The following is a 20939-nucleotide window of genomic DNA, read 5'->3' on the forward strand; positions in this document are numbered from 1 at the left end:
ACACTCCTCGAGGCAGCACCGGCCCCGAGTGGCCGGCGCAAGGTCGCGTCCGCGCATCGTCCACCCGCGACGCGCCACCTGACAAGGACTCACCCGGCGCGTCGGCGCGCGACGATCACCAGGGCGAGGGCGCGTAGTCCTTGACGAAGCAGCCGTACAGGTCCTCGCCCGCCTCGCCGCGCACGATCGGGTCGTACACACGGGCCGCACCGTCGACCAGGTCGAGCGGTGCGTGCCAGCCCTCGGCGGCGATCCGGAGCTTCTCGTGGTGCGGCCGCTCGTCGGTGATCCAGCCGGTGTCGACGGCGGTCATCAGGATCTTGTCGGTCTCGAACATCTCGCCCGACGACGTCCGGGTCATCATGTTGAGCGCGGCCTTCGCCATGTTGGTGTGCGGGTGCCCCGCCCCCTTGTAGCGGCGCGAGAACTGCCCCTCCATCGCCGACACGTTGACGATGTAGGCCCGCCGCGCCCCGTTCTGCACGGCGGCCCGCAACGCCGGGCGCAGCCGGGAGTTGATCAGGAACGGCGCGATCGAGTTGCAGAACTGCACCTCGAGCAGCTCCAGCGGGTCGACCTCGTCGAGCACCTGGGTCCACGAGTTGTTGTCCTGGATGTCGGGGATCAGCCCGCCCGCGTCGATCGCCGTCCCGGCCAGGTGCTGCTCCAGGGACGCATGGCCCGCCTTGAGCGCCAGCGCCGTCAGGGACGCCGCGTTGTGCGCCGCCACCGCCGCCTCGGCGGACTCGCCGTCGTGGTGCGCCACCGCCGTCGTCGACAGCGCACCGGCGATCGCCGCCGGGTGCGCCTCGGAGATCCGGTCGAACGTCACCATCTCGGGCAGCGCCTTCACCCCGAGGTCGTCGGCCGAGGGCAGCGGGGCGTTCTCGCCGTCGATGAGGTGGGAGTAGGCGCCGGGGAGGCGTCGTACGGTCTGGCAGGCGTTGTTGACGATGATGTCGAGCGGGCCGTCGGCCGCGACGTCGTCGGTCAGCGAGATCACCTGCGTGGGATCGCGCAGGTCGATCCCCACCACCTTGAGCCGGTGCAGCCAGTCGGCGGAGTCCTCCATCGCGGCGAAGCGCCGGACGGCGTCCTTGGGGAAGCGCGTCGTGATCGTGGTGTGCGCGCCGTCGCGCAGCAGCCGCAGCGCGATGTACATCCCGATCTTCGCCCGCCCACCGGTCAGCAGCGCCCGCTTGCCCGTCAGGTCGGTGCGCTGGTCGCGCTTGGCGTGGCTCATCGCCGCGCAGCGCGGGCACAGCCAGTGGTAGAAGGCGTCGACGAGGGTGAAGTCCTCCTTGCAGATGTAGCAGCCGCGCGCCGTCAGCAGCTCACCCGCGAACGCGCCCTGCGCCGTCGAGACCAGCGGGATGCCCGCCGTCTCGTCGTCGATCCGCATCGCCGAGCCGGTCGCCGTCTTCTCGATGATCTCCTGGTCGTGCTTCTGCCGCTCCATCCGGATCTCGGCCCGCCGCGCCCGCTTGATCATCTTGTACATGTACGACGCCGCCCGCTTCACCGTGCGGATGTCGTCATGGTCCGGCGGCAGCTGCGGCAGCTGCCCCAGCACCTTGAGAGTGATCGCGAGCTCGTCGGGGTCGATCCCGCTCAGCTGCTCGGAGGGGTCGACGAAGTACGGGCTGGGCACTGCGGAATCGTACGCGCGACCAGCGGGTGCAGCGGCATCTCCCCCGCCACCTGCGCCCGGAGCCCAGCCAGGCTCCCGGCCACCACCGTCGTCTCCTCGAACTCGGGCTCGGCACCGTGCACCACCGCGCCGTCGTCCTCACGGACGGCGAGGTAGGCGTACTCCCCCCGCACCGACATCACCACCACCCGGTGCCCCCGCCAGAACTCCCGGACCGCCGCCTCCTGCTCCGGCCCCACCGCGGCCTCGAGGCTGATCCGCTCGAACTCGTCAGGAGCGAACCCGTCGGAGCCGGAGCTGGTGGCGTCGTCGGAGACGAACCAGGCGTCGGCATCCTCGGGGTCGCCCGCGGGCGACGTACTGCGGTCCACCCCGTGACCCTACGGGGAGTCGCGACCCGCAACCGGCCGACCTCACCCCCGCAACCCCCACACCTCGCACCCGCAACCCCCGCACTTCGCGCACCCCACCGGCCCGCCGCGTTGACCCCACCCCCGTCGCCTCCTAGGCTCAGCGGCACAACTCCACATCGCGCTGTTCGAACCCCAGCGGGAGAGTCTCCGGCCCACGAGGCCGGGGCGCCGAAGGAGCAAATCTCCCCAAGAATCTCTCAGGCACCCTGACCGCTGGGACGAGGCGAACTCTGGAAAGTCGGACCGGATCCACCGGTCCGCACCCACGGTGCAAGCCGTCCGACCGGACGGTGAAGCTCTCAGGTAGCGATGACAGAGCGGGGAGGCAACCCAACCACGAGCGCGGCGTCGGCCGTGCCCTACGAGGAAGCCTCCCAATGACCACGATCCCTGCAGGGACCCCGCGGCTCACGCCGCTGCACGACGTGCACCTGGCGCTCGGTGCGTCGTTCACCGACTTCGCGGGCTGGCAGATGCCGGTCCGGTACGGCTCGGAGACCGCGGAGCACCGCGCCGTCCGCACCCAGGCCGGGCTCTTCGACCTCACCCACATGGGCGAGATCGAGCTGACCGGGCCCGGGGCCGGGGCCGCGCTCGACCGGGCACTGGTGGGCCGGCCGTCGGCGATCGGGGTGGGCCGGGCGCGCTACTCCATGATCTGCGCCGAGGACGGCGGGATCATCGACGACCTGGTCGTCTACCGGCTCGCTGACGAGCACTACCTCGTCGTCGCCAACGCGAGCAATGTCGCCGTGGTGGCGCCCGAGCTCGCCAGCCGCGCCCAGGGGTACGACGTCGAGGTCCGCGACGCGTCCGCCGACTGGGCGCTGCTGGCGGTCCAGGGGCCCGAGGCCGCGGCGATCGTCGCGGGGCTGACCGACCTCCACGTCCCCGACCTCAAGTACTACGCGATCGACGCCGGCACCGTCGCCGGGATCGACGTGCTGCTGGCGCGCACCGGCTACACCGGCGAGGACGGCTTCGAGATCTACTGCCGGCCGGACGACGCCGCGGCGATCTGGGCCGCGCTCACCGAGGCCGGCGCGGGGCACGGGCTGGTCCCGGCCGGGCTGGCGTGCCGCGACACGCTGCGGCTCGAGGCGGGCATGCCGCTCTACGGCAACGAGCTGAGCCGGGAGACCACGCCCTTCGAGGCGAACCTCGGGCGGGTCGTCGTCCTCGACAAGCCGGAGGGCTTCGTCGGAGACGCCGCGCTCGCGCGGCGCAAGGAGGAGGGTCCGCAGCGGGTCCTCGTGGGCCTGGTGGCGAGCGGGCGGCGCTCGCCGCGCGCCGGCTACCCGGTGCACGACCCCGCGACGGGCGCCGAGGTCGGCGTCGTCACCAGCGGCTCGCCGTCCCCGACGCTGGAGCGGCCGATCGCGATGGCCTACGTGCCGCCGGCGCTCGCGGAGCCGGGCACCCGCCTCGCCGTGTCGCTGCGCGGCACCCTCGAGGACGCCGAGGTCGTCGCCCTCCCGTTCTACTCCCGCACCCGCTGACCACCGACCTTCCCAGGAGAACCACGATGAGCAACCCCACGAACCTCCGCTACACCGCCGAGCACGAGTGGCTGGCCCTCGACGGCGAGCTCGCCCGGGTCGGCGTCACCGCCTTCGCCGCGGACGCCCTCGGCGACGTCGTGTACGTCGACCTCCCGCAGGTCGGCGCCACCATCACCGCCGGCGAGTCCTGCGGCGAGCTGGAGTCGACCAAGTCGGTCAGCGACCTCTACGCGCCCGTCACCGGCGAGGTGGTCGAGGTCAACGAGGCCGTCGACGCGGACCCGAGCCTCGTCAACTCCGACCCCTTCGGCGCCGGCTGGCTGTTCGTCGTCAAGGTCGCCGAGACCGGCGAGCTGCTCGACGCCGCCGCCTACGACGCGCTCCTGGACGCGTGATGGGCACCCCGGTGCTCGACGAGTCGCTGGCGAGCTTCGACCCCGACGTCCACGCCGCCATCACCGCCGAGCTCGCGCGCCAGCAGGGCACGCTCGAGCTCATCGCCTCCGAGAACTTCGCCCCCGTCGCGGTGATGGAGGCGCAGGGCTCGGTCCTCACCAACAAGTACGCCGAGGGCTACCCCGGCCGCCGCTACTACGGTGGCTGCGAGCACGTCGACGTCGTCGAGCAGCTCGCGATCGACCGGGTCAAGGAGCTCTTCGGCGCCGAGGCCGCCAACGTGCAGCCGCACTCCGGCGCGCAGGCCAACGCCGCCGCGATGTTCGCGCTGCTCGACCCGGGCGACACGATCCTCGGGCTCGACCTCGCCCACGGTGGTCACCTGACCCACGGCATGCGGCTCAACTTCTCCGGCAAGCTGTACGACGTGGTGGCCTACCACGTCGACGAGACCGACTTCCGGGTCGACATGGCCGAGGTGGAGCGGCTCGCGCTGGAGCACGAGCCGAAGCTGATCGTGGCCGGCTGGTCGGCGTACCCGCGCCAGCTCGACTTCGCCGAGTTCCGCCGGATCGCCGACATGGTCGGCGCCTACCTGATGGTCGACATGGCCCACTTCGCCGGCCTGGTCGCGACCGGCCTGCACCCGAGCCCGGTCCCCCACGCCGACGTCGTCACGACGACCACCCACAAGACGCTGGGCGGCCCGCGCGGCGGCGTCATCCTCAGCAAGGCCGGGCTGGCCAAGAAGATCAACAGCGCGGTCTTCCCCGGCCAGCAGGGCGGCCCGCTGGAGCACGTCGTCGCGGCCAAGGCGGTCGCGTTCAAGATGGCGGCGTCGCCGGACTTCAAGGAGCGCCAGGAGCGCACCCTCGAGGGCGCCCGGATCATCGCCGAGCGGCTGACCCGGCCCGACGTGGTCGAGGCGGGCGTCTCCGTGCTCACCGGCGGCACCGAGGTCCACCTCGTCCTCGTCGACCTGCGCGACTCCGCCCTCGACGGCCAGCAGGCCGAGGACCGCCTCCACGGCATCGGCCTGACGGTCAACCGCAACGCGGTCCCGTTCGACCCGCGCCCGCCGATGGTGACCTCCGGCCTGCGCATCGGGACGCCGGCCCTGGCCACCCGCGGCTTCGGCGCCGACGCGTTCGCCGAGGTCGCCGACGTGATCGCCGAGGCGCTCAAGCCGACCTACGACGAGGGCGCGGCCGCGAAGCTCCGCGAGCGCGTCGCCGCCCTCGCCGCCGCGCACCCGCTCTACCCGGGGCTCTGATGACCGCCGTCGTGCCGGAGGGGCGCAAGCTCCTCCGGCTCGAGGTCCGCAACGCCGAGACCCCGATCGAGCGCAAGCCGTCGTGGATCAAGACCAAGGCGAAGATGGGTCCCGAGTACACCGCGCTGCAGAAGCTGGTGAAGTCCGAAGGACTCCACACCGTCTGCCAGGAAGCCGGCTGCCCCAACATCTTCGAGTGCTGGGAGGACCGCGAAGCCACCTTCCTCATCGGCGGCGACCAGTGCACCCGACGCTGCGACTTCTGCCAGATCGACACCGGCAAACCCCAACCCCTCGACCGCGACGAACCCCGCCGCGTCGCCGAATCCGTGCAGACCATGGGCCTCAAGTACGCCACCATCACCGGCGTCGCCCGCGACGACCTGCCCGACGGCGGCGCCTGGCTCTACGCCGAGACCGTCCGCGCCATCCACTCACTGAATCCCGAGACCGGGGTCGAGAACCTCATCCCCGACTTCAACGGCCGCCCCGAGCTGCTCGCCGAGGTCTTCGAGTCCCGGCCGGAGGTGCTGGCGCACAACGTCGAGACCGTGCCGCGGATCTTCAAGCGGATCCGGCCCGCGTTCCGCTACGAGCGCTCCCTCGACGTCCTCACCCAGGCCCGTGCCTTCGGACTGGTGACGAAGTCGAACCTGATCCTCGGCATGGGTGAGACCCGCGTGGAGGTCTCCCAGGCCCTGCGCGACCTCCACGAGGCGGGTTGCGAGCTGGTCACCATCACCCAGTACCTGCGCCCGTCGCCGCGGCACCACCCCGTGGAGCGGTGGGTCAAGCCCGAGGAGTTCGTCGAGCTCGCCACCGAGGCCGACGAGATCGGGTTCAGCGGCGTCCTCTCCGGCCCCCTCGTGCGCTCCTCCTACCGGGCCGGGCGGTTGTACCGTCGAGCCATGGAACGCAGAAGCCTGTGATCACGTGGCACTGAGCGTCTTCGACCTCTACTCGATCGGCATCGGGCCGTCGTCGTCCCACACGGTCGGGCCGATGCGCGCGGCGCACACGTTCGCCGAGGGCCTCGCGACGGACGGCGAGATCGGTGCGGTCGACCGGGTCCGCGCCGAGCTGTTCGGCTCGCTCGGCGCGACCGGGCACGGGCACGGCTCGGTCAAGGCCGTCATCCTCGGGCTCGAGGGCGACGACCCGGCGACCACCGACACCACGACCTACGACGCCCGGGTGGCCGCCATCCTCGAGCGCCGGCGGCTGCAGCTGGCCGGCACCCACGAGATCCGCTTCGAGACGGACGACGTGGTCATGCACCGGCGCCAGTCGCTGCCGGCCCACCCCAACGGCATGATCTTCACCGCCTACGACGCCGACGGCGCCGTGCTGCGGGCCCGCACGTACTACTCGGTGGGCGGCGGCTTCGTCGTCGACGAGAACCAGGCCGGCGCCGACCGGGTGGTCACCGACGACACCGTGCTGCCGTACCCGTTCAGCACCGGCGCCGAGCTGCTCGCCGTCTGCGAGCGCGAGCAGATGAGCGTCTCCGACGTGATGCTCGCCAACGAGCTCACCTGGCGCACCGAGGACGACGTGCGCGCCGGGCTGCTGGAGATCTGGCGGGTGATGGCGCTGTGCGTCGAGGAGGGCTGCCACCGCGAGGGCGTGCTGCCGGGCGGGCTGCGGGTCCCCCGGCGCGCGCCCGAGCTCTACACCCGGCTGCAGGCCCGCGGCGGCGCCGACCCGCTCGACGTCATGGACTGGGTCAACCTCTACGCGCTCGCCGTCAACGAGCAGAACGCCTCGGGCGGGCGCGTCGTCACCGCGCCGACCAACGGCGCGGCCGGCATCGTCCCCGCCGTCCTGCACTACTGGGTGCGGTTCGTGGCGGCCGGCCGCGCGCCGGAGGAGGTCGACGACGGCATCGTCCGCTTCCTGCTCACCGGCGCCGCGATCGGCATCCTGGCCAAGACCAATGCGTCGATCTCGGGTGCCGAGGTCGGCTGCCAGGGCGAGGTCGGCTCGGCCTGCGCCATGGCCGCGGGCGCCCTCTGCGAGGTGCTCGGCGGCTCCCCGGAGCAGGTCGAGAACGCCGCCGAGGTGGGCATCGAGCACAACCTCGGCCTCACCTGCGACCCGGTCGGCGGGCTCGTCCAGATCCCCTGCATCGAGCGCAACGCGATCGCGTCGGTCAAGGCGATCAACGCCGCCCGGCTGGCCAGCCACGGCAACGGCTCGCACAAGGTCAGCCTCGACAAGGCGCTCAAGACCATGCGCGAGACCGGCGCCGACATGAAGACCAAGTACAAGGAGACCTCGCGCGGCGGCCTCGCCGTCAACGTGATCGAGTGCTGAGCACTCCCCCCACCACCTCTCTCGGGAAAGGCACGACCACCGCACATGAGCACCACCCACGGATCGAACGGCCGGGTCGCCGGCAAGGTCTGCATCGTCACCGGCGCCGGCTCCGGCATCGGCGAGGCCACCGCGCTGCGCCTCGGCGAGGAGGGCGGCCGGGTCACCTGCGCCGACCTCGACGGCGAGCGCGCGGCCCGGACGGCCGCGGCCGTGGTCGCCGCCGGCGGCGAGGCGATCGCGACCACCACCGACGTCGCGGACCGGTCCTCGGTCGAGGCGATGGTCGCCGACACCGTCACCGCCTGGGGCCGGGTCGACGTCCTCGTGAGCAATGCCGGGGTCAACCTGCCCGGACTGCTCCACGAGGTCAGCGACGAGGTCATCGACCGCACCCTCGACGTCAACGTCAAGGGCCAGCTGTACGGCGCCCGCGCCGTCATCCCGCACATGCTCGCCCAGGGCGGCGGCTCGATCGTCAACGTGTCGAGCGTCAACGGCATCGTCAGCGAGCCCTTCCTCACCGTCTACTCGGCCAGCAAGGGCGCGAGCGTGATGCTGACCAAGGGCATCGCCCTCGACTACGCGAAGCAGGGCATCCGCTGCAACGTCATCTGCCCGGGCTGGGTCGACACCCCGATCAACCACGCCCACGCCGACATGATGGGCGGGCTGACCCAGGTCTACGACACGATCGACTCGTTCCAGCCGATCGGACGCCCCGGCGAGCCGCGCGAGATCGCCCACGTGGCGCTCTTCCTGGCCAGCGACGAGGCGAGCTTCATGACCGGCAGCGTGGTGCCGGTCGACGGCGGGATGACGGCCCAGTAGCCCGGGCCGGCGCCGCCTCAGGCGTAGACGACCTGGCTGGACTTGAGCGTCTCGATCACGAGCGAGGTCTCCAGGCCCTGGACGTGGCCCGCCCAGTCCGAGGTGGTGATGAGCTCCTGGAGCGCGCCGAGGGTCGGGACGGCCACCTCGACGAGCAGCTGGAACTCCCCCAGCAGGCCGCTGGCGTAGCGGACGTACGGCGATGCCGCCAGCGCCGTGCCGACCTCGGCCACGTGCGCCGGTGGGGTGCGCAGCCACAGCAGCGCGTGCACCGGGAGTCCCATCACGGCGGGGTCGACGACGGCGCGGATGTAGACCTGGCCGGACTCGCGCAGCGCCTCGACCCGGCGCCGCGCCGTGCTCTCGGAGACCCGCGCGGCGCGGCTCAGCTCGTCGTAGGTCTGCCGGCCGTCCTCGGCCAGCGCGCGCAGCAGCACCTGGTCGGTCGGGCTGAGCCGGGTGTCGTCGTTGGACGGCGGCACCTGGGGCACCGCGCCCGCGCCGGTGCGCAGCGCGCCGGCCTCGTCGTCCGAGAGGATGCCGGGCTGCCACTCGTGGACGGTCTTGTAGTAGTGGAGCACCGGCGAGGTAGCGCACCAGGTGACGCCCGGCGTGCCGGGCAGCTCGTCGACGACCAGGCTCGCCATCCGGGCCGGCGGGCAGTAGAGCTCGGCGACCGCGCCCGCCACGCCGCTGAGCAGGTAGACGAACGTCGAGTCGGCACGACCGGCCCAGGCCTGGGTGCTCATCCGGAGCATGCCCGGCGCGGCCTGGGCCCGGGCGATCAGGCTGGTCCCGCGCACGTGCTTGCCGACCACCCGGACCAGGCCCTCGGCCAGCAGCCGGTGCCCGCGCCGGGTCACGGTCCGCTCCGGCTCGCCCAGCGTCTCGGCGACCAGGCGCCACGACGCGCGGCCGTCGACCTGGAGGGCGGCGACGATGCGCCGGTCGAGCAGGTCGAGCGGTGCCGGTGCCCGGCGCGAGGTCAGGTCCACGAGCGGTCACTCTACGTGATGTCAGCCACCGATGTGGCGGTATCCGCCACTTGGCGCGGAGTTCTTGTCGAGATTCGCCACGATCGCCCAGGATCTGGACGTTCCGTCCGTCCGCCCAGGAGGCACCATGAGCCCCACCCCCCGCCGCGGCAGCCCTGCCGTGGCGTCCCTCTTGCTGGTCCCGGTGGCCGCGCTGCTGGCCAGCGTGTACCTGCCCTTCGTCAACAACGCCGGACTCGTGCTCGGCCTGCCCCGGCTGTTCCTGTGGACGTCGTTCTGGGTCGTCGCGATCACGCCGCTGCTGCTCCTCGTCGAGCGCGGCCGCCGCGACGACGACACCGACGACGACGCCGACATCGATGCCGACGGCACCGGTGCCGAGCCCACCGAGGGAGCCTCCCGATGATCCTCGCCGTCACCCTGGCCGGGTGCGTCCTCATCGCCCTGTGCGGCTTCGTCGGCCGTCGCCGCCCCTCGGCCACGCTGGCCGAGTGGACCGTCGGCGGGCGCAGCTTCGGCGCCTACACGATGTGGTTCCTCCAGGCCGGTGAGGTCTTCACGACCTTCACCTTCCTCGCCGTGGCGGGCTTCGCGTTCGCCGGCGGCGTCGCGGCCACCTACGCGATCCCCTACCTCCCGATCGCCTTCATCGCCTGCTACTTCCTCACCCCGCGGGTGTGGGAGCTCGGGCACCGGCACGGCTACCTCACCCAGGCCGACTTCTTCGCCGACCGCTACCGCTCCCGGGGCTTCGGCCGGTTCACCGCCATCATCGCGGTCGTCTTCCTGCTGCCGTACCTGCAGATCCAGATCACCGGTCTCGGCGCCGTCGTGCTGCTGCTCACCGGCAGCGAGCAGGGGCGCACCTGGGCGATGATCCTGGCCGGCGTGCTGACGGTCGCCTTCGTGCTCTGGTCGGGCATCCGCGGCATCGCCAACACGGCGTACCTCAAGGACGTGCTGATGCTCGTCGCGATGCTCGTCCTGGTGATCGCGGTGCCCGCGCACTTCGCCGGCGGCATCGGGCCGATGTTCGCCGACCTCGCCGCGCACCGTCCCGAGCTGCTCACCGTGCCGAGCCACACCGAGACCGGCACCTTCACGAAGCTGTGGTGGGTGACCGGCGTGATGATCAGCGCGGTCGCCGTCGGCAGCCTGGCGACCGCGCACCAGTGGCCGGCGTACCTGTCGGCCAAGGGCAAGAAGCCGCTGCGCCAGAACTTCACCTGGCTGCCGATCTACCAGGTCGTCATCATCCTGCCGGTCATCATCGGCTTCGCCGGGCTCTACCTCGAGCCGCGGCCCGACGACAGCAACGGCGTCCTGCTGCTGCTCGCCCACGACGCGCTGCCCGGCTGGCTGACCGGCGTCATCGCCGTCGCGGCCGCGTCGTCGGCCATGGTGCCCGCGGGCGTCCTGTGCCTGTCGATGTCGAGCCTGATCGCGCACAACGTGGCCGGCCTGCGCAGCGAGCGCGCCAAGCTCTGGCTCAACCACTCCGTCGTGGTCGTCGCCACCGCCGCCTCGCTCTACCTCGCGCTGGCCCGTCCCGACCTGCTCGGCAACCTGCTGCTGCTCACCTTCGCCGGGCTGGCCCAGCTGGCGCCCGCGATCCTCGCGGCCATCGGCCGGCGCCGCCACCTCGGCCTGCCCGCCGCGTGCAGCGGACTGGTCGTCGGCGTGCTCGTCCTGTGGCAGATCACCGCGACCGCGCCGAACCTCGACGGCGTCCACCCCGGTGTCATCGCGCTGGGCGCCAACCTCGCCGTCGCCGCCGTCGTCGAGCTCGCCCTGCGGGCCGCGGGCCGTTCCGGGACCGTCGTCCTCGACGAGGACGACGCCGACCCCCACACCACCACCTCCAGGAGCAACGCGTGACCCACCTCTGCGACCTCCCCGCCACCGAGCAGGCCGGCCTGATCCGCTCCGGCGAGCTCTCCGCGCGCGAGCTGCTGCAGGCCTCGCTCGACCGGATCGAGGCCACCAACCCCGACGTCAACGCGATCGTCACCCTCGACGCCGAGGCCGCCGAGAAGGCGGCAGCCGCGGCCGACGACGCCTTCGCGGCGGGCCGGCTGCTCGGCCCCCTGCACGGCCTGACCCTGGCCGTGAAGGACCTCCACGCCACCGGCGGGATGCGGACGACGAGCGGCTCGCCCGCCTTCGCCGACCACGTCCCCGACACCGACGAGCTGATCGTCGAGCGGATGCGCGCCGCCGGCGCCGTCGTCGTCGGCAAGACCAACGTGCCCGAGTTCGGCGCCGGCTCGCACACCTTCAACCCGGTCTTCGGCCTCACCCGCAACCCCTATGCGCTCGACCGCTCGGCGGGCGGCTCCAGCGGCGGGGCCGCGGCGGCCCTCGCCACCGGCATGGTCTCGCTGGCCGACGGCAGCGACATGGGCGGCTCGCTGCGCAACCCGGCGTCGTTCTGCAATGTCGTCGGCCACCGGCCCGCGCCGGGCCGGGTGCCGACCTGGCCCGCGGGTGACCCCTGGTACACGCTCGGCGTCCAGGGCCCGATGGGGCGCACGGTCGCCGACACGGCGCTGCTGCTGGCAGTCCAGGCCGGACCCGACCCGCGCGCGCCGCTGAGCCTGCCCGAGCCCGGCCGGACGTTCCTGACCGGGCTGCCGCTCCGGCTCGACGGCAAGCGGATCGCGGTCTCCCCCGACCTCGGCGGCGCCGTCGCCGTCGATCCCGAGGTGGCGGCCGTGGTCGACGCCCAGGCCGAGACGCTGCGCGCGCTCGGGGCCGACGTCGTGCGCACCTCGCTCGACTTCACGGGCGCCGAGGAGGTCTTCCGCACCCTGCGCGGGCTCAACTACCTGATGGGCCTGGGCCCGCTCGTCGAGCGCGCCCCGGACCAGGTCAAGCAGACCATCCACGGCAATGTCGCGGTCGGGCGCGCCCTCACCGGCGACGACCTCGCCCGCGCGGGCCGGCTGCGCGCGGCACTGCTCGGCCGGGTCCAGGCCTTCTTCGCCGAGTACGACGCCCTGGTGCTCCCCGCCTGCCAGGCGCTGCCGTTCGACGCCGACCTCGAGTACCCGGCCGCCGTCGGCGGTGTCCCGGTCGAGGACTACCTCGACTGGATGATGGCCGCCTGCCTGGTGTCGGCGACGGAGTGCCCGGCGACCGCCGTCCCGGTGGGCTTCTCGGACGACGGGCTGCCCGTCGGCGTCCAGGTCGTCGCCGCGCCGCGCGACGACCTCGGTGCGCTCGAGGTCGCCCACGCGCTCGAGCAGGCCACCGGGGCCGGCCAGCGGCGTCCGGGTCTCATCCCATGAGGTCGGCCCCGGTGCGGATCGCCTGCCGGATCCGGGAGTAGGTGCCGCACCGGCACACGTTGCGGATGGCGTCGAGGTCGTCCTCGGTGATCGCCCGGTCCTCCTCGCGGACCCGGCGCACGAGGGCGACCGCGGCCATGATCTGGCCGGGCTGGCAGTAGCCGCACTGGGCGACGTCGTGCTCGAGCCAGGCCTCCTGCATCGGGTGCAGCCCGTCGCCGGGCACGGTGTCAGCGAGTCCCTCGATGGTGGTGATCTCGTCGTCGGGGCCGACGTCCTGGACCCGCACCGAGCACGGGTTGAACGCCTTGCCGTTGAGGTGCGAGGTGCAGGCCTTGCAGACGTTGATCCCGCAGCCGTACTTGGGGCCGGTGACGCCGAGGACGTCGCGCAGCACCCAGAGGATCCGGACGTCGTCCTCGACGTCGACGGTGACGGTCTCGCCGTTGAGCTGGAAAGTGTGCTGGGGCATGGCAGGCACCTCAGTTGACGTGGTCGAGGCCGTCGACCGGCGACGCCGGGACGGACGGGACGAAGGGCTTGGGCTCGAAGTGGAGCGGCGCATGGACGTTGATCGGGAACTCGGTCGGCATCGTCCCGGTGGCCCGTGCGTAGGCGCACGCGACGGCCGCCATCGATGCGGCGACCCCCGCCTCGCCGATGCCGCCCGGCTCGCGCCGGTCGGACTCCAGCACCTCGCAGCGGAAGTCGAAGGGCGTGTTCCACTGCCGCGTGTAGGCCGAGTTGTCCCAGCTGGCCTCGAGGAAGTGCCCGTCGACCAGGTGGTTGCTGTAGGTGAGTGCCTGGGCCATGCCGTCGGAGAAGCCGCCCATCATCTGCGCCTCGACCCCCAGCGGGTTGACCACGAGGCCGCAGTCGACGACCACGACCGCCTTGGTGACCCGCGGCCCGGTGACGGCGTCGCGGACCTTGCGGTGCACGGTCTCGGGGCGGCAGTCGATCTCGACCAGGACGGCGGTCGCCCCCTTGTACTCCTTGTGGATCGCGATGCCCTGGGCCGTGCCCGCGGGCATCGGCCGGCCCCACTCCCCCAGCTCGGCGGCCCGGGCGAGCACCCGCTTGACCGTCCGGCTCTTGAGGTGCCGGCGCCGGAACTCGACCGGGTCCTGCTTCAGCCGGGCCGCGAGCTGGTCGACGATCAGCTCGTTCGCCGTACGGACGTCGGGTGAGTAGATGTTGCGCACCGAGCTCGTGTTGAAGCGGTCGACGTCCTGGTTCGACTCGTTGAGCAGCTGGGTGACGACCCCGAAGTTGTAGGGCAGCTCCTGGCTGAGCAGGAAGATCGTCTCGGAGAACCCGAGGTTGGCCAGCCCGGTCGGCAGTGCGGCGACCTCGGCGGTGAGCCGCTCGCCGAGCCCGTGGGTGAAGTCGGTCGAGACCGACGTGTGCCGCTGCTCGAACGTGACCACGCTGCCGAGCAGCACGGTGGCCCGCACCCGCGAGGTCGCCATCGGGTGCACCCGGCCCTGGCGCGGCTCGTCGGCGCGGTGCCACATCAGCTTGACCGGGACGCCGAACGCCTTCGACGCGTGGGCCGCCTCGATCGCGGCGTCGCTGAACAGCTTGCGGCCGAAGGAGCCGCCGCCCTGCACCACGTTGACCGTCACCTTGCGCTGCGGCAGGCCGAGCGCCTTGGCCACCTTGGACTGCGCGTCGACGGGCGACTTCAGCCCGCCCCAGATGGTGGCGCCGCCGTCACGGACGTCGGCCACGGCGCAGTTGGGCTCGAGCGCCGAGCCGCTGCGGAAGTGGAAGACGAAGTCGCCCTCGACGGTGGTCGCGCCGATCTTGGGCACCGCGAGCGGCAGCTGGGCGCGGCGCAGCTCCTTGCGGATGTCGGCCGCCGACCTGCCGGGCACCGAGCCCGCGTTCCAGACGACGTCGAGCGCGCGCACGGCGTCGATGCACTGGCCGAACGTCCGGGCCCGCACGGCGACGCCGGTCGGGATCACCGCGACGTGGGTGACGCCCGGCATCGCCAGCACCGCCGCCCGGTTGCGGACCTCCCGGGCGGTGCCGTTGAGGTCGGGCGCGCGGCAGACCATGGTCGGCAGCGCACCGGGGACGTCCGCCTCGGTGAGGTCCATCGCGTACTTCTTGAGCCCGGTGACGGCGTCGAGCGCGTCGACCCGCCGCTGCGGCGTACCGACGACCTTCTGCTCGGCGGCGGTCTTGAGCGAGACCCGGACCTGCCGGGTCGTCGGCGGCGCCGCGAGCGCGGCCGCCTGGCCGTAGGTCAGCGACGAGCCGAGGCTGTCGAAGATCGTGCCGCCCTTGACGACCAGCGTCTCGACCAGCGCCCCGAGCTCGATCGCCGCGGCCTCGAGCAGCGCCCTGCGGGCGACGGCGGCGGCCACCCGGATCGGCGTGTACGTCGAGATGGTGGTGTTGGAGCCGCCGGTGAGCTGGTTGAACAGCAGCTCGGGACGCGCCGGCGCCAGTGTCACGTGGACCCGGTCGAGCGGCAGGTCGAGCTCGTCGGCGATGAGCATGCTCGTCGAGGTGGTGATGCCCTGGCCGACCTCCATCCGCGGCAGCGCGAAGTGGGCGTCGCCCTGCTCGTCGACGTGGATCGCGATCAGCTGCGAGGTCGGCAGCGCGCAGTGGGTCAGGAAGTCGTTGAGGTCGTAGACCTCGGGCACCTGCGGCACCGACGGGATCGGGAGGGCGTGCGCAGGCGCGGAGCCGAGCGCGAGGTCGGCGGCGACCACGAGCCCGGTCCCGCCCATGACGTAGCCGACGAACGAGCGCCGGCTGAGGTGGCGGGCGCGGCCGGTGCCGCTGCCCGAGGGCGCGGGAGGGCGCGCCGAAGAGTTCCCCATGAACTTTCTCCCCGAGTGAGAGTGACGGTCCCCACAGCAGACCACCCCGAGATTGGTCGAAGGTTGGTCCGCCCCCGTCGTACCGGACGAAATGGTCGTGATCCGCCCCGATCCACGACCATTTTGTCCGGTACGACGGGAGCCGGAAGTCCTTCGATCCGGGGGCGGGTGGCCGATCGGACCGGTGCCCCCCTACCGACCCGAACGGAGCACCACCGTGGCACGACGCCTGGTCCGGGCAGCGCTGCCGGCGCTGGGCTTCGCCGCGGCCGAGGCGCTCTCCGTCGCGGCCGGCCGGGCCGTGCGGGTCGACCACGGGGAGGTCGCGCTGGTCTGGCCGGCGGCCGCGGTCGGCGTCCTGTGGGCGCTGTACGTGCGCGGGCTCGGCCGGCGCCGGGCCGTGGCGCACGCGGCGCTGCTGGGCCTGACGACGTTCACCGCGACCCTGGCGACCGGGGCCACCGTCGGCCTGTCCCTCTGGTTCACCGGCGTCAACGGGGTGCTGGCCGCGGTCACCGCGGTCCTGCTCACGCCCGGCCGGCGTCCGGCGGCACTGCGCGAGCCCGCCGACCTCGCCCGGCTCGTGGTGGCGGTGACCGCCGGGACCCTGCTGTCCGCGGCCCTGGCCGTCGTCTACCTGGCGCACGTGGGGCACCGCGACCTGCCCGAGACGTTCGCACTGTTCGCCGTGCGCAACGGCGTCACCGCGCTGGCCGGGGTGGCGCTCGTGCTCCGCCTGCAGCACGCGCGGTGGCGGCGTCCGGTGCTCACCGGGCCCCGGGTGGCCGAGACCGTCGCCTGCGTCGTCGTCACGCTCGCCGTCTTCAGCCGGGTGTTCTGGGTCAACCCCGGCGAGCCGATCGCGTTCGCGATCATGCTGCCGGCGATGTGGGTCTCGCTGCGCTACTCGACGACGACCAGCACGCTCTTCCTCGCCGCCGCGGCCGTCTGCGTCCTCGTCGGCACGCTGCTCGACCTCGGCGCCCTGCAGGGCCTGCCGGCCGAGCAGCAGGCGCTGCTCGCGCAGGGGATGATCGGCAGCCTGACGCTCGTGGTGCTCACGCTCGCCCTGTTCCGCGACTCCCGCAACGCGCTCATCACCGAGCTGCGCCACCTGGCCCTGCACGACCCGCTGACCGGCCTGGCCAACCGCACCCTGCTCACCGAGCGGCTCGAGAGCGCGCTCGCGCACGGGCGTCCCGGCACGGTCGCCGTGGTGGCGATCGACCTCGACGGGTTCAAGTCGGTCAACGACGCGTGGGGCCACGACGAGGGCGACCTGCTGCTCACCGAGATCGCCCGCCGGCTCGCCGAGACCGCCGGGCCCGACGACACCGTGGCCCGGATCGGCGGCGACGAGTTCGTCGTGCTCCGGCCCCGCCTCGACGACCCCGGCGACCTCGAGGAGTACGTCGACCGGGTGCGCTCCCACGTCGCCCGGCCCTACGGCCAGGCCTCCGACGCCCCCTTCGACCGGATCACCGCGAGCGTCGGCCTCGCCGTCTCCGAGCGCAACGACACCCCGCGCAGCCTGCTCGCCCGCGCCGACCAGGCGATGTACGTCGTCAAGCGGGACACCCACGGACGGCCGGCCGCGGTGCGTGCCCGGGCGCTCAGAGTCGTGGGAGCACCGCTCGCACGATGACGAGCAGCGCCTCCCGCAGCAGGAGGTGCGCCTGGTCGCGGGTGAGGGCGCCGTCGCGCGACCACTCCCGGATCGCGCCGCGGGCCAGCTCGCCGTACGCCCGGACGGTGGCGCGCGCGGCGCGGTCGGCGGGATCGCCGCCGACCATCTCGAGCACCCGCCGGGCCGCGAGGTCGTGGGCCTCGTCGAGGATCGCCCGCACCTCGGCGTCCTCGCCCACGCCCTCGGCCGCCCGCACCGTCAGGTACGTCGCCCGCTCGGGCGTGATCGAGCCGAGGAACCAGGTCACCGCGGCCTCGACGCGCTCGTCGAGCGAGCCGGTCGGCAGCGGGACGTCCTCGAGGGTCGGGAGCAGCGCGGCGCGCCGGACGACCTCGAGGTAGAGCGCCCGCTTGTCGCCGAAGTAGTGGTTGAGCAGCCCGCGCGCGACCCCCGCCTCACGGGCGATCGCGGTGGTCGCCACCTCGGCATAGGGACGCTCGGCGAAGAGCCGTTCGGCAGCGGCGAGGATCTGCTCGCGCCGCTCGTCGGGGGGGAGACGGCGACGGGTCGCTGCTGCGGTCATGTCCCGGAGCCTACTATTGGCAGCGTGCCAACAACAGGCTAGCGTGGGGAGCGTGACCACCACTGCTCCGTCACCGCGCGCCCGCGCGCCGCGCGACGTGCCCGTGCCCGCCGGCTTCGACATGCGCGACCACGTGTCCGGCATCGGCGCGCACCTGGCCGGCCCGGCCAACGTGATCCTCCAGCTGAGCTGGCCCGGCGTCGGCTACGGCGTGATGAACAGCCGGGTCCACGACGGCTCGGCGATGAAGCACCCCTTCAAGCGCGGGCGCACCACGTTCACCTACCTCGCCGTCGCCCTCCTCGGCGACGACGCCGACCGAACCGCCTTCCGGCAGGCGGTCAACAAGCAGCACGCCCAGGTCTACTCGCGCCCCGGCGAGAAGGTCGCGTACCGCGCGATGGACCCGCGGCTGCAGACCTGGGTCGCCGCCTGCCTCTACTACGGCACCGCCGACATGATCGCCAAGATGCACGGCCCGCTGCCCGACGCCGAGGCCGATGCGCTCTACCTCCACTGCGCGCGGTTCGGCACCACGCTGCAGATGCCGGCCACGGCCTGGCCCGCCGACCGGGCGGCCTTCGACCGCTACTGGGAGGAGTCGCTCGCCGAGGTCGACATCGACCCCGCCGTGGCGTCGTACCTGCTGGAGCTGACCACGCTGCGCAACTTCCCGCGGCCCTTCCGGCTCCTGGCGCCGTTCCTGGTCTTCGTGACCACCGGCTTCCTGCCGCCGCCCTTCCGCGAGGCGATGGGGCTGGCGTGGAGCAGGCGCCGGCAGGCCCGGTTCGACCGGCTGCTGCGCGTCCTCGGCCGGGTCGAGCGGCTGCTCCCCCGCCCGCTGCGGATCTTCCCGTTCAACCTGTGGCTCGCCGACACCCGCCTGCGCCGCCGGTTCCGCCGTCCCCTCGTCTGAAGGAGCCTCCGTGGACTTCGACCTGCCCGAGAGCGCTCTCGCCGTCCGCGAGGGCGTCGCGGCCGTGGCCGCCAAGTACGACCACGCCTACTGGTCGCGCTGCGAGGAGGAGCACCGCTTCCCCCAGGAGGTCTTCGACGACCTCGGCAACGGCGGCTGGTTCGGGCTCTGCGTGCCCGAGGAGTACGGCGGGGGCGGCCAGGGCCTGCTCGAGCTGGCCGTCGCCAACATGACGCTGTGCGCGTCCGGCGGCGTGGCCGGCACGTTCTTCTACGTCACCACGCCCGGCTTCGGCGCGATGACGCTCACCCGGCACGGCAGCGCCGATCAGAAGCAACGGATCCTGCCCGGCCTCGCCACCGGCGACGTGCAGTTCTGCCTCGCCCTCACCGAGCCCGACGCCGGCAGCAACGCCATCGAGATCAAGACCGCCGCTCGTCGCGACCCTTCGACAGGCTCAGGGCAAGCGGCCGACTTCCTCATCAAGGGCCAGAAGGTCTGGATCTCCAACGTCGAGAACGCCGACTGGATGGTCGTGGTGACCCGCACGATCCCCGCCGCCGACACCCGCGAGCGCGGGCTGTCACGGACCGCCGGGTTCACGCTCTTCCTGGTCGACGTCAAGGAGGCGCTCGCCGCCGGCACGCTGTCGTACACGCCGATCCCCAAGATGGGCAGCAACATCCTGCAGTCCAGCCAGGTGTTCCTCGACGACGTCCGGGTGCCCGCGAGCCACGTCATCGGCGAGGTGGACGCCGGCTTCGCCGTCCTGTGGGACGTGCTCAACCCGGAGCGCATCCTGGCCGCCTCGGGCGGCATCGGCACCGCCGACGCGGCGCTGCGGATCGCCTGCGACTACGCCCGCGAGCGCGAGGTCTTCGGCCGCCCGATCGGCGCCAACCAGGGCCTGCAGTTCCCGCTGGCCCAGATCAAGGCGAAGACCGAGCTCGGCCGGCTGATGACCTACCAGGCCGCCTGGCTCTTCGACCAGGGCCGCCCCTGCGGCAACGAGGCCAATGTCGCCAAGCTGACCGGCGCCCAGGTCGGCTGGGAGGCGGCCAACCAGGCGTTCCAGACGCTCGGCGGGATGGCGTACTCGAAGGAGTACCCCGTCGAGCGGATCTTCCGCGACGCGCGGATCGCCAAGAACATCCCGGTCGCGGAGGAGCTCGTCCTCGCCCACATCGGGACGGCGATGCTGGGGCTCCCGAAGAGCTACTGAGCCTCACCGCGCGGCACGTCCGGGACCGCGAGGCGCGGGTTGGCGCCCGCCACCACCAGCCGCATGACGAACCCGGCCACCTCCTCGGCCTGCCGGGCGGCGTCCAGCCCGCCGACGACGGCGGCCCGGGCGCCGAGGTCCGCGACCAGGTCCCCTGCCCGGCCGAGCGCGGCCGGGTCGTCTCCGCAGAGCGCGACCACGGGGGCGGCACCGGACGGGCCTTCGTACGGCCAGGAGGCGCCGGCGAACAGGTGCAGCGCCTTGACGACGTGCGCGCCCGGGACCGCCGCGGCGACCCGCTCGGCGGCCGACCCGGACGCCGGCAGCAGCCGCCCGCTCGCGAAGTCGACCGGGTTGGTGCAGTCGAGGACGGTGCGCCCGGCCAGCCTCCCCTCGGGACCACCGGCGAGCGCCAGCGCGTCGTCCAGCCCGTCCCAGGCGACCGCGACGACGACCACCTCGGCCCGCTCCCCCAGCACCGCGGGTGCGACCGCGCCCGCGGCCCCGATCCGCTCCGCCGCCGCGCGCGCCCGGCCGGCGTCGCGGCCCGCGACGACCACGCCGTGCCCCGCCCGGGCCCAGGCCTCGCCCAACGCCGCGGCAAGGTTCCCCGTGCCCAGCAGTCCGATCTCCATGTGCGTCTCCTTCGTCTCGCGGGATGTCACGACGACGCTAGGAGCGCGCTTCCTACCGATCGGTGGGGACGGAGGTGGCAGGCTGGACGCATGGACGACCAGGGCTGCGAGACGTTCGTCTCCGACTGCCACGTGCGTGCGGGCGCCGACCTGATCAGCCACACCTGGGACCCCGTCGTCCTCTCGGCCCTGCGGCTGGGACCGACCCGGCGCAGCGTGCTGCTCGACCGGATCGCCGGCGCGAGCGACAAGGTGCTGACCGAGTCGCTGCGCCGGCTGACCGCGCGCGGCCTGGTCTCCCGGACGGCGTCCGCCGACCGCCGCGACGCGGCCGTCTACCGGCTCACCGCCCTCGGCACGTCGTTCGCCGAGGGACCGCTGGCCGGGCTCGCCACCTGGGCGGCCGGCCACCAGGCCGAGCTCGCCGCGGGCTCCTGAGCCGCCGG

At 73.0% G+C, this 20939-nt stretch carries 20 protein-coding genes and 2 riboswitches; of the genes, 13 read left to right on the forward strand and 7 right to left on the reverse strand.

Features of this window, described 5'->3' with window-relative positions; translation table 11 throughout:
- Positions 1–115: 115 nt before the first annotated feature.
- Together BM223_RS16270 and BM223_RS28470 are read right to left on the reverse strand one after the other, a co-directional pair.
- Entirely contained in the window at positions 116–1651 is a 1536-nt protein-coding gene (locus tag BM223_RS16270) for an SDR family NAD(P)-dependent oxidoreductase (RefSeq protein WP_082003691.1), read from the reverse strand.
- Positions 1612–2022 carry a hypothetical protein gene (locus BM223_RS28470; RefSeq protein WP_052138767.1) on the reverse strand — a complete coding sequence of 137 codons (411 nt, stop codon included), beginning with the start codon at positions 2020–2022 and terminating at the stop codon, positions 1612–1614. The genes BM223_RS16270 and BM223_RS28470 overlap by 40 nt, the downstream gene beginning before the upstream one ends.
- 168 nt (positions 2023–2190) lie before the next feature.
- Positions 2191–2287: riboswitch (glycine riboswitch) on the forward strand.
- Positions 2288–2390, forward strand: a riboswitch (glycine riboswitch).
- Positions 2391–2441: 51 nt separating this feature from the next.
- Here BM223_RS28470 and gcvT point away from each other — a divergent pair.
- Genes gcvT through BM223_RS16305 form a run of 6 tightly spaced genes read left to right on the forward strand, consistent with a single transcriptional unit; the run spans position 2442 to position 8382 of the window.
- A complete protein-coding gene (gene gcvT / locus BM223_RS16280; RefSeq protein ID WP_038679755.1) occupies positions 2442–3563 on the forward strand; it encodes a glycine cleavage system aminomethyltransferase GcvT in 1122 nt (373 codons plus the stop codon).
- A gap of 26 nt (positions 3564–3589) precedes the next feature.
- The gene (gcvH, locus tag BM223_RS16285; RefSeq protein ID WP_038679757.1) at positions 3590–3961 is read left to right on the forward strand and encodes a glycine cleavage system protein GcvH; all 372 of its coding nucleotides are present in this window, start codon (positions 3590–3592) and stop codon (positions 3959–3961) included.
- Positions 3961–5235, forward strand: a complete 1275-nt coding sequence (locus BM223_RS16290; protein WP_038679758.1) for a serine hydroxymethyltransferase — start codon at positions 3961–3963, stop codon at positions 5233–5235. Before gcvH ends, BM223_RS16290 begins: the two co-directional genes overlap by 1 nt.
- Positions 5235–6164 (forward strand): lipoyl synthase, encoded by a 930-nt coding sequence (lipA, locus tag BM223_RS16295; RefSeq protein WP_038679760.1) that lies wholly within the window; start codon positions 5235–5237, stop codon positions 6162–6164. The genes BM223_RS16290 and lipA overlap by 1 nt, the downstream gene beginning before the upstream one ends.
- A gap of 4 nt (positions 6165–6168) precedes the next feature.
- Positions 6169–7551, forward strand: coding sequence for an L-serine ammonia-lyase (locus BM223_RS16300; RefSeq protein WP_038679761.1), 1383 nt, complete (start codon positions 6169–6171; stop codon positions 7549–7551).
- 45 nt (positions 7552–7596) lie between these two features.
- A complete protein-coding gene (locus tag BM223_RS16305) occupies positions 7597–8382 on the forward strand; it encodes an SDR family NAD(P)-dependent oxidoreductase (RefSeq protein ID WP_038679763.1) in 786 nt (261 codons plus the stop codon).
- A 17-nt stretch (positions 8383–8399) separates the two neighbouring features.
- Here the strand turns inward: BM223_RS16305 and BM223_RS16310 are convergent, their stop codons facing one another.
- Positions 8400–9377: an Lrp/AsnC family transcriptional regulator gene (locus BM223_RS16310; RefSeq protein ID WP_200886985.1), complete on the reverse strand. Its 978-nt coding sequence runs from the start codon at positions 9375–9377 to the stop codon at positions 8400–8402.
- Between the two features lie 127 nt (positions 9378–9504).
- On the opposite strand from BM223_RS16310, the gene BM223_RS16315 reads away from it, so the two are divergent.
- From BM223_RS16315 to BM223_RS16325, 3 genes are read left to right on the forward strand one after another with little or no spacing between them, the layout of a single operon-like run.
- The gene (locus BM223_RS16315; protein ID WP_052138768.1) at positions 9505–9783 is read left to right on the forward strand and encodes a hypothetical protein; all 279 of its coding nucleotides are present in this window, start codon (positions 9505–9507) and stop codon (positions 9781–9783) included.
- Positions 9780–11255, forward strand: a complete 1476-nt coding sequence (locus BM223_RS16320; protein ID WP_052138769.1) for a sodium:solute symporter family protein — start codon at positions 9780–9782, stop codon at positions 11253–11255. The genes BM223_RS16315 and BM223_RS16320 overlap by 4 nt, the downstream gene beginning before the upstream one ends.
- Positions 11252–12667 carry an amidase gene (locus tag BM223_RS16325; RefSeq protein ID WP_038679767.1) on the forward strand — a complete coding sequence of 472 codons (1416 nt, stop codon included), beginning with the start codon at positions 11252–11254 and terminating at the stop codon, positions 12665–12667. The genes BM223_RS16320 and BM223_RS16325 overlap by 4 nt, the downstream gene beginning before the upstream one ends.
- On the opposite strand, the gene BM223_RS16330 is transcribed toward BM223_RS16325, so the two are convergent.
- Together BM223_RS16330 and BM223_RS16335 are read right to left on the reverse strand one after the other, a co-directional pair.
- A complete protein-coding gene (locus tag BM223_RS16330) occupies positions 12657–13139 on the reverse strand; it encodes a (2Fe-2S)-binding protein (protein WP_038679769.1) in 483 nt (160 codons plus the stop codon). The genes BM223_RS16325 and BM223_RS16330 overlap by 11 nt on opposite strands.
- 10 nt (positions 13140–13149) lie before the next feature.
- Positions 13150–15510, reverse strand: coding sequence for a molybdopterin cofactor-binding domain-containing protein (locus BM223_RS16335; RefSeq protein WP_038679770.1), 2361 nt, complete (start codon positions 15508–15510; stop codon positions 13150–13152).
- A gap of 217 nt (positions 15511–15727) precedes the next feature.
- Here BM223_RS16335 and BM223_RS16340 point away from each other — a divergent pair, with 217 nt between their 5' ends.
- A complete protein-coding gene (locus BM223_RS16340; RefSeq protein WP_052138770.1) occupies positions 15728–17155 on the forward strand; it encodes a GGDEF domain-containing protein in 1428 nt (475 codons plus the stop codon).
- Here the strand turns inward: BM223_RS16340 and BM223_RS16345 are convergent.
- Positions 17124–17720: a TetR/AcrR family transcriptional regulator gene (locus tag BM223_RS16345; RefSeq protein WP_038679771.1), complete on the reverse strand. Its 597-nt coding sequence runs from the start codon at positions 17718–17720 to the stop codon at positions 17124–17126. The two genes, BM223_RS16340 and BM223_RS16345, sit on opposite strands and share 32 nt — an antisense overlap.
- Positions 17721–17772: 52 nt before the next feature.
- Here BM223_RS16345 and BM223_RS16350 point away from each other — a divergent pair, with 52 nt between their 5' ends.
- Together BM223_RS16350 and BM223_RS16355 are read left to right on the forward strand one after the other, a co-directional pair.
- Positions 17773–18636: an oxygenase MpaB family protein gene (locus BM223_RS16350; protein WP_200886986.1), complete on the forward strand. Its 864-nt coding sequence runs from the start codon at positions 17773–17775 to the stop codon at positions 18634–18636.
- A 10-nt stretch (positions 18637–18646) separates the two neighbouring features.
- Positions 18647–19858 carry an acyl-CoA dehydrogenase family protein gene (locus BM223_RS16355; protein ID WP_038679772.1) on the forward strand — a complete coding sequence of 404 codons (1212 nt, stop codon included), beginning with the start codon at positions 18647–18649 and terminating at the stop codon, positions 19856–19858.
- Here BM223_RS16355 and BM223_RS16360 read toward each other — a convergent pair.
- A complete protein-coding gene (locus tag BM223_RS16360) occupies positions 19852–20655 on the reverse strand; it encodes an NADPH-dependent F420 reductase (protein ID WP_307723170.1) in 804 nt (267 codons plus the stop codon). The two genes, BM223_RS16355 and BM223_RS16360, sit on opposite strands and share 7 nt — an antisense overlap.
- On the opposite strand from BM223_RS16360, the gene BM223_RS16365 reads away from it, so the two are divergent.
- Positions 20584–20931 carry a winged helix-turn-helix transcriptional regulator gene (locus BM223_RS16365; protein WP_038679774.1) on the forward strand — a complete coding sequence of 116 codons (348 nt, stop codon included), beginning with the start codon at positions 20584–20586 and terminating at the stop codon, positions 20929–20931. The genes BM223_RS16360 and BM223_RS16365 overlap by 72 nt on opposite strands.
- Positions 20932–20939 lie beyond the last annotated feature (8 nt).

The sequence above is a fragment of the Pimelobacter simplex genome, assembly GCF_900114845.1.
GTDB classification, from domain to species: domain Bacteria; phylum Actinomycetota; class Actinomycetes; order Propionibacteriales; family Nocardioidaceae; genus Nocardioides; species Nocardioides simplex.

Excerpts from the sequence above, each read along its gene's own strand:
- gcvT (WP_038679755.1), top strand. The coding sequence starts at position 2,442 with ATGACCACGATCCCTGCAGGGACCCCGCGGCTCACGCCGCTGCACGAC.
- gcvH (WP_038679757.1), top strand. The coding sequence starts at position 3,590 with ATGAGCAACCCCACGAACCTCCGCTACACCGCCGAGCACGAGTGGCTG.
- BM223_RS16290 (WP_038679758.1), top strand. The coding sequence starts at position 3,961 with ATGGGCACCCCGGTGCTCGACGAGTCGCTGGCGAGCTTCGACCCCGAC.
- lipA (WP_038679760.1), top strand. The coding sequence starts at position 5,235 with ATGACCGCCGTCGTGCCGGAGGGGCGCAAGCTCCTCCGGCTCGAGGTC.
- BM223_RS16305 (WP_038679763.1), top strand. The coding sequence starts at position 7,597 with ATGAGCACCACCCACGGATCGAACGGCCGGGTCGCCGGCAAGGTCTGC.
- BM223_RS16315 (WP_052138768.1), top strand. The coding sequence starts at position 9,505 with ATGAGCCCCACCCCCCGCCGCGGCAGCCCTGCCGTGGCGTCCCTCTTG.
- BM223_RS16320 (WP_052138769.1), top strand. The coding sequence starts at position 9,780 with ATGATCCTCGCCGTCACCCTGGCCGGGTGCGTCCTCATCGCCCTGTGC.
- BM223_RS16330 (WP_038679769.1), bottom strand. The coding sequence starts at position 13,139 with ATGCCCCAGCACACTTTCCAGCTCAACGGCGAGACCGTCACCGTCGAC.
- BM223_RS16335 (WP_038679770.1), bottom strand. The coding sequence starts at position 15,510 with ATGGGGAACTCTTCGGCGCGCCCTCCCGCGCCCTCGGGCAGCGGCACC.
- BM223_RS16345 (WP_038679771.1), bottom strand. The coding sequence starts at position 17,720 with ATGACCGCAGCAGCGACCCGTCGCCGTCTCCCCCCCGACGAGCGGCGC.
- BM223_RS16365 (WP_038679774.1), top strand. The coding sequence starts at position 20,584 with ATGGACGACCAGGGCTGCGAGACGTTCGTCTCCGACTGCCACGTGCGT.